Source organism: Paenibacillus sp. sgz302148, assembly GCF_056120465.1.
Window position 1 is genome coordinate 108,473 of record NZ_JBVYOJ010000004.1, and the last position, 15,926, is coordinate 124,398.

Annotated in this window: 14 protein-coding genes; all 14 read right to left on the reverse strand. The window is 54.4% G+C overall.

The window, feature by feature from the left end:
• Window positions 1–13 precede the first annotated feature (13 nt).
• The 14 genes from AC0LWM_RS07665 to AC0LWM_RS07730 all read right to left on the reverse strand — a co-directional run bounded on the left by AC0LWM_RS07665 (window position 14) and on the right by AC0LWM_RS07730 (window position 15,880).
• Window positions 14–1,987: a glycoside hydrolase family 127 protein gene (locus tag AC0LWM_RS07665; RefSeq protein ID WP_474674322.1), complete on the reverse strand. Its 1,974-nt coding sequence runs from the start codon at window positions 1,985–1,987 to the stop codon at window positions 14–16.
• Between the two features lie 25 nt (window positions 1,988–2,012).
• Complete coding sequence (locus tag AC0LWM_RS07670; protein ID WP_474674323.1) at window positions 2,013–3,452, reverse strand: NAD-dependent malic enzyme; 1,440 nt, start codon at window positions 3,450–3,452, stop codon at window positions 2,013–2,015.
• Between the two features lie 7 nt (window positions 3,453–3,459).
• Window positions 3,460–4,701: an NAD(P)/FAD-dependent oxidoreductase gene (locus AC0LWM_RS07675; RefSeq protein ID WP_474674324.1), complete on the reverse strand. Its 1,242-nt coding sequence runs from the start codon at window positions 4,699–4,701 to the stop codon at window positions 3,460–3,462.
• Window positions 4,698–5,027 (reverse strand): (2Fe-2S)-binding protein, encoded by a 330-nt coding sequence (locus AC0LWM_RS07680; RefSeq protein ID WP_474674325.1) that lies wholly within the window; start codon window positions 5,025–5,027, stop codon window positions 4,698–4,700. The genes AC0LWM_RS07675 and AC0LWM_RS07680 overlap by 4 nt, the downstream gene beginning before the upstream one ends.
• Complete coding sequence (locus tag AC0LWM_RS07685; protein WP_474674326.1) at window positions 5,028–5,300, reverse strand: (2Fe-2S)-binding protein; 273 nt, start codon at window positions 5,298–5,300, stop codon at window positions 5,028–5,030.
• A gap of 13 nt (window positions 5,301–5,313) precedes the next feature.
• The gene (locus tag AC0LWM_RS07690; RefSeq protein WP_474674542.1) at window positions 5,314–6,750 is read right to left on the reverse strand and encodes an aldehyde dehydrogenase family protein; all 1,437 of its coding nucleotides are present in this window, start codon (window positions 6,748–6,750) and stop codon (window positions 5,314–5,316) included.
• A 52-nt stretch (window positions 6,751–6,802) separates the two neighbouring features.
• Window positions 6,803–7,678: a dihydrodipicolinate synthase family protein gene (locus AC0LWM_RS07695; RefSeq protein WP_474674327.1), complete on the reverse strand. Its 876-nt coding sequence runs from the start codon at window positions 7,676–7,678 to the stop codon at window positions 6,803–6,805.
• 40 nt (window positions 7,679–7,718) lie between these two features.
• Window positions 7,719–8,732: a proline racemase family protein gene (locus AC0LWM_RS07700; RefSeq protein ID WP_474674328.1), complete on the reverse strand. Its 1,014-nt coding sequence runs from the start codon at window positions 8,730–8,732 to the stop codon at window positions 7,719–7,721.
• Between the two features lie 51 nt (window positions 8,733–8,783).
• Window positions 8,784–9,785: a 4-hydroxyproline epimerase gene (locus AC0LWM_RS07705; RefSeq protein ID WP_474674329.1), complete on the reverse strand. Its 1,002-nt coding sequence runs from the start codon at window positions 9,783–9,785 to the stop codon at window positions 8,784–8,786.
• Window positions 9,782–10,978, reverse strand: a complete 1,197-nt coding sequence (locus AC0LWM_RS07710; protein WP_474674543.1) for an NAD(P)/FAD-dependent oxidoreductase — start codon at window positions 10,976–10,978, stop codon at window positions 9,782–9,784. Before AC0LWM_RS07710 ends, AC0LWM_RS07705 begins: the two co-directional genes overlap by 4 nt.
• Window positions 10,979–11,000: 22 nt before the next feature.
• Entirely contained in the window at window positions 11,001–12,071 is a 1,071-nt protein-coding gene (locus AC0LWM_RS07715) for a M24 family metallopeptidase (RefSeq protein ID WP_474674330.1), read from the reverse strand.
• A 123-nt stretch (window positions 12,072–12,194) separates the two neighbouring features.
• On the reverse strand, window positions 12,195–13,091 hold the full coding sequence (locus AC0LWM_RS07720; RefSeq protein ID WP_474674331.1) for a carbohydrate ABC transporter permease: 897 nt from the start codon (window positions 13,089–13,091) through the stop codon (window positions 12,195–12,197).
• Window positions 13,092–13,111: 20 nt separating this feature from the next.
• Window positions 13,112–14,074 (reverse strand): ABC transporter permease, encoded by a 963-nt coding sequence (locus AC0LWM_RS07725; protein WP_474674332.1) that lies wholly within the window; start codon window positions 14,072–14,074, stop codon window positions 13,112–13,114.
• Between the two features lie 99 nt (window positions 14,075–14,173).
• Window positions 14,174–15,880 carry a type 2 periplasmic-binding domain-containing protein gene (locus AC0LWM_RS07730; protein ID WP_474674333.1) on the reverse strand — a complete coding sequence of 569 codons (1,707 nt, stop codon included), beginning with the start codon at window positions 15,878–15,880 and terminating at the stop codon, window positions 14,174–14,176.
• Window positions 15,881–15,926 lie beyond the last annotated feature (46 nt).

The window sequence follows — 15,926 nt, forward strand, 5'->3', positions numbered from 1 at the left end:
CGTTCGGCTGCCCCTAGTTCTCCCGAATCCAGACCAGCATTTCTCCCGCTCCACGGTTTGCCCAAGCATAATACGGAATGGCTTTCATCGTTACGGGTCTTTTGTTTCGTTTCTTTTTCGAATATAAGGATTCGTCCGGAATGAAGTCATCGCCTCGCGATGCTTCTCCCGTAATGACGGTGACGCCGCCAAGAAAGCCCGGTTCAAATCGGGCTTCGAGCTCGGCGTACTCCGGCAGCGAAATATCCGGCAGTATCGCACCGTTGTCGGCCTGTTCCAAACAATATACAACCGGGCCGCGCTGCAGCGCCACTTTGCCTGCATTCACGCGAACATTCGGGTTGGCATGGATGCGCTCGACAGGCATCGGCAGGACGATCCGCAGTACATCCCCGGCTTTCCATACGCGCTTGATCATGACGTAGCCATTATGCAGGGCGTCTTCTACCGAGATCGGTTGCCCGTTGACATGAACGGATGCGCCTTCACACCAACCCGGTATCCGGACGGCCAACGTAAACTCGCCTGGGTTCTCCGGTGAAACGGAAAGCTCGATCGTTTCATCCCACGGGAAATTCGTTTGTTGCGACAACCGAACGGAACGCCCGGCAATTTCAAGCTTCGTCTCGCTGCCGATATATTGATGAACATACGCCGCTTGCTCGCTTTGCGAATAAATATATTGGCCAAGCGACGCGATAAGCCGAGCGATATTCGGAGGGCAGCAGGCGCAGCCGAACCATTTTTGCCGGACAGGCTCCACATGCATTTTATCCGGACGTTTGCATGCATCCGGCCATACTTCGAGCGGATTGACATAAAAGAAGCTTTTGCCGTCGAGCGCCATCCCGCTGATCGTGCCGTTATACAATGCGCGTTCGATCACGTCGGCATATTTGCCGTTCGGATCCAGATGCAGCATCCGGTGCGCCCAAAATACGAGCCCGATCGCCGCGCAAGTTTCCGTATAGGCCGTATCGTTCGGCAAATCGTAATCGAACGAAAACGCTTCGCCGTCGTGGTTGGAACCGATGCCTCCGGTAATATACATTTGCCGCCCGGTAACGTTGTCCCACAGCCGCTTGCAGGCTTCGATCAGCGTTGGATCCTGCGTCGCCGCCGCCACGTCCGCCATGCCGGCATACATGTACACCGCACGAACGGCATGACCTACAGCATGAAGCTGCTCCCGGACGGGCAAATGTGATTGATTGTATTCGTAGTTATATTTGTATAAGTTGTAGTAGCCTTCTCTGAGCAGCGATTCCCTTCCGAACAGCTCGGCCCGTTTTTCCGCTTCCAGCTTGAAATAATGCGGTTCCGTTCCTCGCTCGTCGATAAAAAATTGGCTCAGCCTCAAGTAGCGTTCGATGCCTGTCGCTTTATACAGCCGCATGAGCGCCAGCTCGATTTCCTGATGGCCGGGATACCCGCGCAGTTTGCCCTCTTCTTTGCCGTATACGGTGTCAATATGATCCGCAAGCTTGCACGCAATGTCGAGCAGCTTCACTTTGCCTGTCGTCTCGTAATAGGCTACAGCCGCTTCGATCAAATGGCCGGCGCAATACGTTTCGTGATTGTCGCGTTCGTTCGTCCAGCGCCGCTCTGGATATTTGATCGTAAAATGCGTATTCAAGTAACCGTCTGCCTGCTGCGCTCGGCCCAGCAATTCGATCGTTTCGTCGGCCAACTGCTCGAGTTCCGGATCAGGAGACGATGCCAAGCTGTATGCGACGGCTTCGAGCCACTTGGCTACATCGCTGTCTTGAAAAATATATCCGTAGAAGTCTCCTTCCGCTTCGCCGGCGGCGATACGAAAATTTTCGATCGCATGGCTCGGCGCCGCGTCCTCGATCCGGTCATTCAGCGCATTCCATTGATAGGGAATCACTTCGTCCCGCACCAAATGCATATACGGGGTCCAGAAAGGATCGTTTATTTGAACTGCCTTGTATGATACGCCCGTCAGCTTTTCCGTTTTGATCATGTCCTTTTCCCTCCGGCTTCATCAACTACGCATTCGCGCTCGTTAATTCCTCGTTGCGAATGTCCCGGCGGCGCGCCACCTTCGACTCGTATGCGGCTTCGATGACGGCCGTCCGCACCTTTTCGACCACCTGCTGATTAAAGATGCTTGGAATAATGTACTGCTCGTTCAACTCTTCGTCAGTCACGACCGATGCGATCGCTTTGGCCGCCGCCAGCTTCATCGATTCGGTCACGCGCGAAGCGCGGCAGTCGAGCACGCCCCGGAACAAGCCGGGGAAACATAATACATTATTAATCTGGTTCGGATAGTCCGAACGGCCGGTCGCCATGACGCGCACGATGCCCTCCACTTCTTCCGGAGCGATTTCCGGAGTCGGGTTCGCCATCGCAAAAACGATCGGGTCGGCAGCCATCTTCTTCACGTCGCTTACCTTCAAAATTCCCGGGCCGGAAACACCGATAAAAATGTCGGCGCCATGGATGACGTCGGATAACGATCCTGTTGCCATGTACGGATTCGTATGCTCCGCGTACCACGTCCACGCTTCGTTCTCGTACGATTCCCCACGCATCAGCGCGCCGCAACGGTCGACGCCGACAATGTCGCAGACGCCCGCCGACAGCAGTATTTTCGTGCAGGCGATGCCTGCGGCCCCGACGCCGCATAATACCACTTTGCAGTCTTCGAGCCGTTTGCCGACAAGCTTGACCGCATTGTACAGGCCAGCCAACAGAACAACGGCCGTTCCATGCTGGTCGTCGTGAAAAACGGGAATATCAAGCTCCTCGATCAATCTTCGCTCGATTTCGAAGCAGCGCGGCGAGGAGATGTCCTCGAGATTGATGCCGCCGAAAGCGGGTGCAATCCTCTTGATCGTTTCGATGATTTCTTCCGTATCCTGCGTGTCCAGACAAATCGGAAACGCATCGACGTCAGCCAACTGCTTGAATAGCATCGCCTTGCCTTCCATCACCGGCATCGCCGCAAGCGGCCCGATATTTCCGAGCCCAAGAACGGCAGTGCCGTCGGAAACGACGGCAACCGTATTTCTTTTGATCGTGAGCGAATAAGCGCGGGACGGGTCGTCATGAATCGCCATGCTGACCCTAGCGACGCCGGGCGTATAAACTCGCGACAGATCATCGCGGTTTTTGATCCGAAGTTTGGAGGATACTTCGATTTTGCCGCCAAGATGCAGCAGCAGCGTCTGATCCGAAACATTAATGACCTTCACGCCGTCCAGCTCGCCGAGACGCGTAACGATCCGCGCGGAAAACGCCGGATCGATCGTCACCGTAATATCGTGAATCGTCTTTTGTTTGCCGGCGCGGCTTACGTCGACAGCAACGATGTCGCCGCCGGCGTCGCCGATCGCCGTGACGATTTGGCCGAACGATATTTTTTGTTTATCGGTTTCCAGGCGCAGGATGATGTTGGTGCTGCTTCCCGCTTGAACTGCCATTTCATCGTCACACTCCAGTTCCAAAGGTTTCCTGCCATATCCGGTAAATGCCGCGCCTCGCCTCCGGAATGCCCGGATGAAATTGAATTAAGGCCGAAGCGCGCACGCTATGCACCTCGTCGATCGCATCGGCCACTTTGCGCTCGCATTCGCTGCCAAGCACGCCGGCGTCGCAGCAAATCGAAATAGCAGCCAGCCGGCCTTGCGCCATCGCCACGAGAGCGCTTTCCACGCCGGTGATGTTGCCAGCCACGTACAGACCCTCGACCGGCGTTTGCATCCGCTCGCTGTGCAGCGGCAAATGCCCGCCAAGCTCAGGCGTGTAAATGAACGGGCAGCCGGCAACCGACGCCAGCTCGGCCAAAGGATACAAGCCGCCCGCCAAGGCGACGAAGTCGACGGCTTCCTCCCGCTCGCTGCCCGCAATGATTTCGCCTTGGCCGTTCATGTCAACCAGCGTGACGGATTCGACGCGGTCGGTGCCGTTGATCGATACCGCCGTCGTGCGCAGCTTTAGCGGAATATCCCACAATTTAATGCCGCGGCGCGGAAACAAGCCGGACACGATGCCCGCCATGCCGAGCGCATTCGCTATCTTGCCGCCAAGTCGAAGGATTGGCGACGGAGCCAGATGCGACAAGCCCATCAGCAGCTGCAAATTGTCCTTCGGCAGAGCCGCTTTGCCGGCAAGTGGCCCGCCTGGCGGAAGCACGATGCCGGCGAGCTGAACGCCGCTGACCGACAGCTCGCGGGCGATCGCCATCGCAAGCACGTTCACGCCGATAATGAGCCCGCGCTTGCCCGGCTTAACATAATGGACGTTCGTCATCACTTGCGCGGCGCCGATCGACATGACGCCGGGAAGCGTCCAGCCGTTCGTCGGCATCGGGATTTCCACGGCTCCTGTCGCAAGCAGCACGCGTGGCGCCGTCATCGCGCCGGACGAGGTCGACACCTCCCACAGGCCGCCCTCCTTCAGCATGCCGTACACCGAAACGCCGCAGCGGATCGTTACGCCATGCGCCCGGTTTTTCCCGATCAACTCATCGGCAATCCGTTTGCCGACCCACCAATGCCCGCGCTCCTCGTGGAACTGCCCCAGCATGCGGCCGCCCGGTTCCGGAAACTCGTCGATGACGGTCACCTTCAAGCCGGATTCGGCCGCAACCACCGCAGCGGATAACCCTGCCGGCCCGGCTCCCACAACGATGAGGTCCGATTGCTGACGTTTCGGTTTCGGCTCGTTCATGGCAGTTTCCTCCCAGTGATTTCATTAGCCAGCTGCTGCCCTTCGAATACGATCATGCCGTCTTCGAGCGGCGTCAGGCAAGCGCGGACGATGCCGCGGCCTTGCACGCTCACGCGGCATTCCATGCAGTGGCCGATGGCGCAATAGAGCCCGCGCGGCGTTCCCGATTCCTCATGCTTGCGCAGCGTCCGGACGCCTGCCGCGAGCAGGGCCGCGGCAAGCGGCTCTCCGCTCCAGCCGGTCAGCCGCTTCCCGTTAAACGTGAAGGAAGCGGGCTCGCGCCGCGGTTTTTTGCCTAATATGGGGTGATCCAGTATCCGTTCCATTTACGCCTCACCCTTTGCTAGCTGGCCGAACGTAACCGGCCGGATTGGCGGTCGATACGACAACAATTCCACATCACGCGGCGAACCCGGATTTTTGTCATGAACCCATGCTTCCACGAGCTGCCTGCATACACGACCTTGACAGGCGCCCATCGACGCCCGCGTTTTCATTTTTAATTGCCGCGAGGTACAGCTTCCTGTCCGATAGGCCTGCTCCAATTGTTCAATCGTCACTTCTTCGCAACGGCAAACGATCAACGATGTCGGTTTCATAAGCAATACCTTCTTAAGCGTAGCTGACTGCGCAAGTTTTGATTTCGGTATAAAAGTCGAGCGCCGCTTGACCTTGCTCGCGCGTATGCGAGCTGGACAGCTTCATGCCGCCGAACGGCGCTTGGTATTCAACGCCTGCCGTTTCCTGATTGACGCGAACCATGCCCGCTTGCGCCTCGTCAAGAAAACGATGTGCATGAACGAGATTTTGCGTAAAAAGGGAAGCGCTCAAACCAAACACGGTCCGGTTGCACAATGCGATCGTTTCGTCAAAATCGCTTGCCTTAAGCAGCGCGGCGACCGGCCCGAAAATTTCTTCCTGGATGAGCGGATGATCCGCATCAACGCCCGCCGCGACGAGCGGACGGATATAATGCCCTTCGTTCGCTTCCGCAAGTGAAGGCCCTTCGGCGATAATAGCCGCTTGCTCGCGAGCCATCTTCACGTAGGACATGACCGTTTGATGCTGGGTGGCCGAAGCAACCGGCCCGAGGTAAGCCGAAGGATCGAGCGACGGCGCAAGCTTGATCGCCGATACGGCTTTTTGGAGCGCTTCGACGAACGGCTCGTAAATGCCGCTTTCGACGATGATTCTGCTCGTCGCCGTGCATTTTTGACCGGCGGAGCGGAACGCGCCGCTGAGGATCATTGGTATCGTTTTCTCGAGATTGGCGTCGTTCAGCACGATTGCCGCGTTTTTGCCGCCCATTTCGGTTTGGTATTTGATGTTGCGGCGCGCGCAAATTTCCGCAACACGCGTTCCGGTCGCCGTAGAGCCGGTAAAGCTGACGGCGTTTAATTGCGTTTGCTCCAGCAGGACGTCGCCGATTTTGCTGCCTTTGCCGATGACAAGGTTCAATACGCCTGCAGGCAACCCAACGGAAGCGAAAATTTCGGCCAATCGGCTTGCCGTGAGCGAAGCGAACTCCGCAGGCTTCCAGATGACGGTGTTGCCGCAAATTAACGCCGGGGCGATTTTCCAGATCGGAATGGCCACGGGGAAATTCCATGGCGTAATGATCCCGACGACGCCTAATGCCACTCTTTTCGTATATTGCAGCACATTTATTTCGCTCGAAGGAATAACGCTGCCGTTCGCCCTTACGCCTTCGGCGGCGTAATAACGCAGCAAGTTGACGCCGCGCATCACTTCGCCTCGCATTTCCGTAATGGGCTTGCCCATCTCCATGCTCGCAAGCGTTGCGACCTCAACCAATTTCGCTTCCAAGGCCGCGGCCATTTTGTACAAATATTCCGCTCTCGCCGCTCCGGTCAGGCGCGACCAGGAGGCGAACGCCTTGCGGGCCGCCTGCTCCGCCTGCAAAACGTGGGAAGCATCGGACAAATGCAGCACGCCGACTTCTTCCTGCACGTTCGAAGGGTTTTTGATTATAACTTCGCCGGCATTCGGAGTGATCCATTCTCCTCCGATCCAGTTTTGACTGTTCATCATTTCCATGACCTCCCCGTATCATGCCGATATCGTATGTTTCGTTTTATCCTTAGTTGCGGCCCACGGCAAAATCAAAAGCTTTTTTGATCCCCTGGTAATCGGCTTCGGGCAGCGGCAATCTTGGCGGACGCGTCGGGCCAACCGGGAAATCGGCCAATTCCATCATGTACTTGATGGATTGCACTAGCTGCGGGCTGGCATCATAGTGGAACAACGGCAGCAAACGACGGTACAGCTCGGAAGCTTCCTTCAGCTTGCCTTGTCTTGCCAGGTTGAACAATTCGACGCCTTCCCTCGGCAGCGCGTTCGGTACGCCGGAAATCCAGCCCGTTGCGCCGAACAGCGGTCCTTCCATCGCCAAATCGTCAACGCCGATCATCACTTCAAGATCCGTTTTCGCTAAAATATCATGAACGCGGCGGATGTCGCCGGAAAATTCCTTCACGGCAACGACATTTTCGAATTTCGACAGCCTGGCAAGCAAGTCCGGCGTTAAATCGATTTTATAGTCGTGAGGATTGTTGTAAGCGACGATCGGAAGTCCGACCGTATTCAGCGCTTCATAATGCGCGATGACTTCATGCTCAAGCGGCTTGTAGTTGATCGGCGGCAGCGCCATAACGCCTGCGGCGCCTGATTCTTTCGCGTGACGAACCCAAGCTACCGCTTGCTGTGTGGAAGGCGCAGCGGAGCCGACTACAACCGGCACGCGGCCTGCGGATGCCGCGATCACCGTTTCGACCACTTTCGCGCGCTCTTCGTTCGTCATCGTCGCGTATTCCCCTAGAGAACCCGTTGGTACGAGACCGTTGATGCCTTGCGTGATCAGCCAATCGCAAAGCTCCGTTAAACGCTTGTAATCTACCTCGTAAGATGTGGTAAAAGGTGTAACGATTGCTACATAAACGCCTTCAAAACGTGCCATGAACAATTTCCCCTCTCAATATTAGTGTAAGTTCTGATTTCTATCGCAAAACAAATCCATCGGACAACGGATCGGTCGGGTCGACTACGAAATTCATCATCCCTAAAATAAATGCGTTACCCGTCAACCGAGGAACGATCGCTTCGTAGCCGCCGTTTTTCTTTTCGGCCATAACCCTGCCTTTCGTCTGGCTGCCTGCGATCCCTTCATATACAACTTCTTCGCCAAGCCGCAGCTCGCCTCGCCGCATCATCACCGCCATATGCGCGCATGCTCCCGCCCCGCCCGGCGACCGGTCGAACTGCTCGCCGGCAAATACCGTGACGTTGCGGTAATCGGAGCCGGGCTGATGAACGTCGTCCGCGTCGTAAATAACGACGCCATGGATACCGGTGATCGAAGGGAAATCCGGATGAACGACAGCAAGCTGCGACACGACGGTACGGCGAATCGCGCCGCCCCATGCTTGCAAATCCGGCAGCGCGCTTTCCGTCAGCTTGATGCCGCCCAGCGACTTCGCGTCGACGACGGCATAAAACGCTCCGCTGAACGCAACATCCACTGTAAATTCGTGGCCATGCAGCGATATCGGGATATCCGGCGCATACACGAAGCTCGGCACGTTGTCGAACGAAACCGACTTCACTTCCGAGCCTTCCCGTTCGGCGTATGCCGTCACGCGCCCGGCTGGCGTATCGATGCGAATGGCTGGATCGGCTTCATTCGGACGCAGTTGCCCGGTCTCGATCCAGGCCGTGACGGCGGCGATGATGCCGTGTCCGCTGATGGGGGCAACCCCCTCATTGTTCATGAACAATAAGCCCAAGTGGGCATCTGCGCTTGACGGCGGTGTGACGATTGCGCCGGTCATGCCGTGGTGCCCGCGAGGCTCGGCCATGAGAACGCGGCGAACGTCATCGAAATTCCGGCTCAAGTCGTCCGCTTTTGCCTGCAGCGTAGCTCCTTCCGGCTGCGGCAAGCCGCCGGTGACGATCCGAAGCGGCTCGCCGCCGGCATGCGTATCGATTGCCGCAAACCATTTGTTGAATTCCATCGTTATCCCTCCCCCATGATCCAATGTTGAACCGTTATAACGCTGCCGCTGTCACAGCAGGAAAAATCCGTCGTTCAGCGGGTCTTTCTCGCGAAAGACGAACTGATGGAATCCGGTTACCCAAGCGGAGCCGGATATTTGCGGAACAACGGCCGGCAAGCCGCCTACCTCGGTTTCCTCCAGCACCTTCGCATGAAACATCGACCCCACGATGCTTTCGTGCACGAACTCCTCGTTCATCGCAAGCTCCCCCTTCGCGTAGAGGGCGGCCACCTTCGCCGACGTTCCGGTTCCGCAAGGCGAACGGTCGATGCCGCCCGGCGGCACGACGACCGTATTGCGGCAATGCGCCAGCGGAGATACCGGATCACTGAAAAATTCGATATGCGTCAAGCCGTGAATGACCGGAATATCCGGGTGCACTACATCGATTTGCGCATTAACGGCGTCGCGAATTTGGATTGCGAGCCGGATAATGTCCGACGCCCGGTTCGGCATCAACGGCAAATTCAGAGGCCTCGCGTCGACCAGCCCGTAAAAATTGCCGCCGTAAGCGATGTCTAACGTTAATTCGCCTAGACCGCCGACCTGAACCGTCACATCTTTCCGGTACAGGAACGAGGGAATATTCGTAAACGTAACCCGCCTGACTTTGCCGTTATCGATGTCCAGTTTCGCTTCCACGAGGCCGGCGGGCGTATCGAGCCGCAGCACATCCTTGTTTGCCGGATATATGCCGCCTTCGATCAATGCCGTGCATACGCCGATCGTATCGTGCCCGCACATCGGCAAGTAACCGCCGGTTTCGATAAACACGACGCCGATGTCGGCGGTCGGATCGCAAGGCTCGGTCAAGATGCAGCCCGACATCACCTCATGCCCGCGCGGCTCGAACATTAAAGCCCGCCGGAAATCGTCGTGATGGTCCGACATGTAAACCATCTTTTCCGTCATCGTGCTGCCGATTAACGTTGGCGCGCCGCTCGTCACCGTACGGGTCGGATTGCCGCCCGTATGCGTATCGATCGTCGAAACCATCTTGGAAACCTTCATATGATTACCTCCTGATGGACGTGCCCGCTATGGAACCGGTCGTATCGCAAAGGCTCGGTCGGGATACATGTCGGCGCGCCGCTCAGCATTTCGCTGATGACTTTACCCGTAACGGCGGCCAGGCTGATGCCGTCGCCTTCATGACCGGCGGCAACGTACAACCCCGGAACTTCATCAATGTGTGATACGATCGGCAAATGATCCGGCGTCCACGGCCGCAATCCTGCATAAGTTCGGAGCATTGGGATTTGCTCGATGACCGGAAAAAAACGGATTGCCCGTTCGGCGATCAGCCGGATCACCTGCTGGTCGACGCGCGCATCCATGCCGACAAATTGGCGGCTTGAGCCGATCAGGAAATTTTGCGATGCGGTCGGCTCGAATACGAGCGCAATGCCGTATTGCTCGAACTTCGGATCCACCTTCCGCTTGCCGCCGAACTTGCTGATCAAATAACCGAATTCCATCACCTTTCGCTTGCCGATATTCGCCGTTCGCGAGGCGACGAGAATATGGCCTTTGCGCGGTTCGATCGGGATGTCGATGCCGACCATTTGGCCGAGCAGCTTCGACCATATACCTGCCGCAATGATAACGGTATTCGTTTTTATCGTGCCGTTTGCGGTTTCTACTCCCCGCACTTTGCGCCGTTCATCGAGCAAAATAGCGGTCACCGGCGTATTCGTCAGGATGCGGACGCCGAGCCGGCGCGCCGTCGACGCAAGCGAATACGTAAGCAATACCGGATTCACCGTCGAGTCGGTGGCGCATTCCAATCCGCCAAGCAGATCGCCCGCCATATACGGCCATTCATCGCGCAAATCTTGGCGGTCCAGCATGCGGAACGGAAGTCCCGCTTCCTTCTGGCGGGCAACCCAACGCTCTGCGGCAACCATTTCTTCGTCGCTCTCGCAGACGAGAATGCTGCCCGGAGCCCGATACTCGAACTCTTCGTCGAGCTCGTGCACCAATTCGGCGACAAGCTCCTGCGACTTCAAGGACATTTGGCTGTCGAAGCCGGGATCCTTGTCGATCGCCAGTATATTGCCGTCGCACTTGGACGACGTCCCGCCGGCGATTTCGCCCCGTTCCACGACGACGACGTCCATCCCAAGCTTTGCCGTGTAATAAGCGATCGCCATCCCTATGATGCCGCCGCCAATAATGACAACTTCCGCCGTATCGGACTTCATCACATGTATCACTTCTTTCCCGTTACAGTACAATCAGTTCTTTATTGGACTTCGTGAGCACTTCGATGCCCGTTTCGGTCACGACAATGTCATCTTCGATCCGAACGCCGCCGAAACCAGGAATATAAATGCCCGGTTCTACGGTAATGACCATGCCGGGCTGCAGAACGTCCTTGCTTTGTTGGGACAGTCGCAACGGCTCGTGAATTTCAAGCCCGAACGCATGACCGAGGCCATGCCCGAATTGCTCGCCATATCCGTAGCCGGCGATGATATCTCTGGCAAGCGAATCGCCGTCCTTACCCGACATGCCCGGCTTCAGCCCGGATAAAGTCGCCCGGTTCGCTTCCAGCACGATGCGGTATAGCTCTTGATGCTTATCGGTCGGCGTGCCGATAAAGACGGTGCGCGTCAAGTCGGAGCAATACCCTTCATAGCTCGCGCCAAAATCGAGCGTAACGAATTCATTCGCGGCCAACAGTTTATCGCTTGCCAAGCCGTGCGGCAAAGCCGACCGTTCGCCGGATGCGATAATCGTTGCATAAGCCGACGAAGAAGCTCCATGTTTGCGCATATAATATTCTAGCTCCGCCGATATATCTCGTTCGGAAATACCCGGCTCGATCAAACCCAGAATATGGTTGAATGCTTGTTCGGTAATTTCAACGGCTTTGCGGATGTAGCCCAGTTCCGTCTCATCCTTGATCCCGCGCAGCTTCTCGACGATATCCTCGGTCGGAACAAGCTCGATGCCCGGAAACTGTTCTTGGTAAGCCGTATATGCCGCAAACGTCACGTTGTTCTTTTCGAAACCGAGCTTTTTCGCGCCAATCGATTGCAACGCTTCGTAAATGGATGTAGCCGGCTTGATCGCATGTTTGACGATCTCATACGCCTCTGCCTGCTCGGCCGCTTGACTCGTATAGCGGAAGTCGGTAAAGAGCAGCGCTTTTTCCTTCGAAATAAGAACGTATCCCGCCGTCCCTGTGAAACCGGTTAAATATCTGCGGTTAAATGCATTGGTAATCAATAGAGCGTCGAGTCCCAAAACGTCGAGTTGCTTGCGGACACGTTCAAGGCGCACAGTTTCCATCGAATCAACCTTCCTTTCATAAATGAACTCACATCAATATTTCCGAATTGTTTCATAATATTAAACATTATTAATTTTAATTCAACCTAGTTGAATTGTCAATTTGCAAAATCAAGCGCCGATCTATTCTTTCACGGCGCCGATCGTGATACCGCTCATAAAATACTTTTGCATGAAAGGATACGATATGATAATCGGCAGCGTTACTAGCATCGTAGTCGCCGCTCTGATCGAAGCTGGGGACAGCTTTCTCATTTCTTCCATCTGCTTCTGTTCGTTGGTCAGCTTGCCCACTTGTTCAACGTCCAGCAATATTTTCCTCAAATAAACTTGCAGCGTGTCCCACTTCCCGGATGAATTGTACAAGATCACGTCGAACCAGGAATTCCAGTGGCCGACTGCGCTGAAAACCGCAACCGCCGCAAATACCGGAACGCACAACGGCGCGATGATTTGCACGTAAATCCGCAATTCGCCGCATCCGTCCATCCTGGCCGACTCCGACAGCGCGTCCGGCAAGTTGTACATATACGATGAGATGAGCAGCATGTAATAGGCGCTGAATAAAGTAGGTAACCAATACACGGTGAACGTATCCATCAGATGCAGCTTACTGTATAACAAATAAGTCGGAACCAAGCCGCCGCCGAAATACAACGTGATCAAAAACAGAACCCGCGTAAATCTTTTGCCGGAAAACCACTTTACCGTCGTTACATAAGCCAGCAGCCCGGAACAAAACAAAGTCGTCACCGTACCGACGACAACTCTTAGCACCGAGATGAGCGCTCCTTTGGCCAAATCGCCTTTATTGAACATGTAAACGTAATTGTCGAAAGTAAAGATTCTCGGCCAAAAATACAAACCTCCTCTGGAGGTGTCCAAGCCTTCGTTAAACGATACGATCAATTGGTTCCAGAAGGGATACACCATTAGAAACGCCAAAATAATCATAAACGCGACATTAAAAAAGTCGAATATGCGTCCGCCGAGGGTGTTTTTAACGTATGCCGCTCTCATTGCCGCCTCTCCCTTCTACGTTAAATGATGGACATGTCGGTCATCTTTTTGGATATTTTGTTCGTAATCAAGACGAGCGCGAGGCCAAGCAGCGAGCTCATGAACCCAACCGCGGTCGCGAACGAATAACGGCCTTGCTGTATGCCGTACCGGTAAACGTAGGTGTCGATAACTTCATGATATTCCCTTGTTTTCGGCGTGCCGAGCAGAAGCTGCTGCTCGAATCCGGCGTTAAGCAGCGAGCCAATGCCGAGGATAAACAACAGGAGCACAGTCGGCCGAATGCCCGGCAGCGTAATATGCCACGCCATGCCGAATCTCCCGAGTCCGTCGACGGCTCCCGCCTGGTACAGCTCCTGATCGACCCCTGCAATCGCAGCAATATATATAATGGATGACCAGCCGATCCCTTTCCATAGGTTCGAGGCCGTCAGCAGTCCCCAGAAATATTCCCCTTCGCCGAGTATCCTTAACGGTTCGTCGATGATACCCATCTTAAGCAAAGCATCGTTAACAACCCCTTCGCTGCCAAGCAACGTAAATATGATGCTGGCGACAACGATCCAAGAAACGAAATGCGGGAGGTAGGAAATCGTCTGAATCAACCTTTTGAATTTAATGCCTTTTAACTCATTGATCAGCAGCGCCAAAATGACGGGCGCTATAAACCCGATCGTTAATCCAAGCGTGCTGATGACAAGCGTATTGCGGATAATGAGCCATACGTCCGGCAGCGAGAAAAATTCAATGTAATATTTTAAACCGACAAATTTGGAAGCGCTTAAGCTCTTCCCGGGAAAATAATCGTAAAAGCTGTACACGATTCCGTACATCGGGCCGTAACAAAATATGAGCACCCAAGCGATCGCAAAAATATTGATAGCCCAAAGCTCTCTTTCCCGATAAAAACGTTTACCGATCCGACGCAGCCGATCTTTTAGCCGACTTTGCTGAATACCCGAATTTGTTTGTATCTCCTGCATAAGTTTCTCCTCTTTCGATCGAAAGATATGTTCGTCCCGAAACGGAATGCGCTTGGATAGCATTGTGTGTCAATACTATCCAAGCATGTTGGCGAATGGCTATTTATTGAATTTCTCGACGTTTGCTTTATACGAATCGGCGTTGTATTTCTCGAGATCGTGCAGCCCAAGCTGGTTCAGCTTGTCCTTGGCGGAATTGAAATTGCTGTCCAGCTCATCGCTCGTTTTGCTCGTAATGATTTTGGCCCATTCGGAAAGCAGCGTATCCTTGATCGTTGCGTTCGTGTTGGAGATGGGATCGTCCCCTTTATACGATACCGTATACAGCGTGGAATCCCAGCTTTCGCCTTTGACGTATTGCCAGCTCAGATTGACGCCTTCGTCCTTAAACTTGCCGTCCTCCGTAACCGGCCACATATCGTGTACGCTTACGCGGGTAACTCTAGGATCGAGGTGATCGTCTTTAATCCAGCCTGCCGGAGCGATCATCATATAGGCTTGATAGCCGAATTTTTCGCGGACGGCATGGAAGTTTTCATTTTTGCTCGCATAGTCCATTGCGCTGTCCTTAAACATCCATTTGCCGTCTTTGATGTCCCAGACGTTATCGGGATCCGGCTTGCCGAAACCGGTAATCATCGTACCGAGCGTGCTTACTTCCCAGTTCAGCCATCTCATGATTTTTTCCGGTTGCGTGCATTTGTCCGTAATGATGATTCTCGACGTCCCGATGAAGTTGGAAGCAACCTCTGTCGATTTATCCACCCCGGGAGCTTTGACGCTTACGTTCATAAATCGCTTTTCGATATTGTAGTTACCCTTGTCCTGCTGAGCCCACGCTTCTTGACCGGCTACCCACAGATGCCACCATGTTCCGATGTTGCCGATCACTCTTTCGTTCATCACTTTCGTCTGCCAATCTTCGAATTTGTTCGTCAGAAAATCGGGGTCGATCATGCCTTCGCGGTACAACCGGTTTATATATTTGGCGATATCGTAACCTTCCGGCGTGTTCATCCAATGGGTAAACTCCCCGGTGCTTTCATTCACCTTGTAGCCGTTCTTGAAGCCGTACGCGGCAAGCATCGCGCCGTACAGGTTTGCGCCTTGCGTATTGTCCGAAATCGCATATACCTTTTGGCCTTCCTTGTTCGTGGGATGCTTCGCCATAATTTGCTTTAACGTTTCATAAAACTCATCGGGCGTTTGATAGATCGGGGAGCCCAGTTCCTTCCACCAGTCATAGCGAATGCCGAAATCCCAGCCGGCTACGTTCGGATTTTCGCCCCAGCCGACAGGCAGTTTATAAATTTTGCCTTCGCTATTTTTCATCATGTTCAGGTAGCTGCCGAGCTTTTCTTTAATATTCGGGGCATATTTTTCGATCAGATCCGTTAGATCAATCGCACGGCCTTGCGCGATGAATTTTTCGGCCATGTCGTCAGACATATTGGTGATCACTTCGGGGTAATCTCCGGAAGCGAGCATCAGGTTCAGCTTTTCGTTCATGTCCACGTTGTAAACGATCTTTTTGATTTCGACATTAAACTTCTCTTTATAAAATTTAGCCATCGGCTCGGCAAGCTTGTCGACCTCGGACTGCTCGTCATAGCCGGCATAAAAAGAAAACTTGAGCGTCTCCTTCGGAACGTCCCATCCATACTCATTTGCACCATTCGTAGCCCATTCCGTCGCACCGTCGGATTTTGCTTCTTCCTCCTTGGCCGGTTCCTCGCTACTTCCGCTGCAACCTGCTACGCTAAATACAACCGTTAACGCCAAGATCATACTCCATATCTTTTTCATCGAATCGATACCCCCATATACGCGTTATTGGCAAACGATAAACGGC

Bases quoted from the DNA above. Each gene is read 5' to 3' on its own strand.
- AC0LWM_RS07715 (WP_474674330.1), bottom strand. From the start codon at position 12,071: ATGGAAACTGTGCGCCTTGAACGTGTCCGCAAGCAACTCGACGTTTTG.
- AC0LWM_RS07705 (WP_474674329.1), bottom strand. From the start codon at position 9,785: ATGAAGGTTTCCAAGATGGTTTCGACGATCGATACGCATACGGGCGGC.
- AC0LWM_RS07695 (WP_474674327.1), bottom strand. From the start codon at position 7,678: ATGGCACGTTTTGAAGGCGTTTATGTAGCAATCGTTACACCTTTTACC.
- AC0LWM_RS07725 (WP_474674332.1), bottom strand. From the start codon at position 14,074: ATGCAGGAGATACAAACAAATTCGGGTATTCAGCAAAGTCGGCTAAAA.
- AC0LWM_RS07720 (WP_474674331.1), bottom strand. From the start codon at position 13,091: ATGAGAGCGGCATACGTTAAAAACACCCTCGGCGGACGCATATTCGAC.
- AC0LWM_RS07675 (WP_474674324.1), bottom strand. From the start codon at position 4,701: ATGAACGAGCCGAAACCGAAACGTCAGCAATCGGACCTCATCGTTGTG.
- AC0LWM_RS07680 (WP_474674325.1), bottom strand. From the start codon at position 5,027: ATGGAACGGATACTGGATCACCCCATATTAGGCAAAAAACCGCGGCGC.
- AC0LWM_RS07685 (WP_474674326.1), bottom strand. From the start codon at position 5,300: ATGAAACCGACATCGTTGATCGTTTGCCGTTGCGAAGAAGTGACGATT.
- AC0LWM_RS07700 (WP_474674328.1), bottom strand. From the start codon at position 8,732: ATGGAATTCAACAAATGGTTTGCGGCAATCGATACGCATGCCGGCGGC.
- AC0LWM_RS07665 (WP_474674322.1), bottom strand. From the start codon at position 1,987: ATGATCAAAACGGAAAAGCTGACGGGCGTATCATACAAGGCAGTTCAA.
- AC0LWM_RS07690 (WP_474674542.1), bottom strand. From the start codon at position 6,750: ATGAACAGTCAAAACTGGATCGGAGGAGAATGGATCACTCCGAATGCC.
- AC0LWM_RS07710 (WP_474674543.1), bottom strand. From the start codon at position 10,978: ATGAAGTCCGATACGGCGGAAGTTGTCATTATTGGCGGCGGCATCATA.
- AC0LWM_RS07670 (WP_474674323.1), bottom strand. From the start codon at position 3,452: ATGGCAGTTCAAGCGGGAAGCAGCACCAACATCATCCTGCGCCTGGAA.
- AC0LWM_RS07730 (WP_474674333.1), bottom strand. From the start codon at position 15,880: ATGAAAAAGATATGGAGTATGATCTTGGCGTTAACGGTTGTATTTAGC.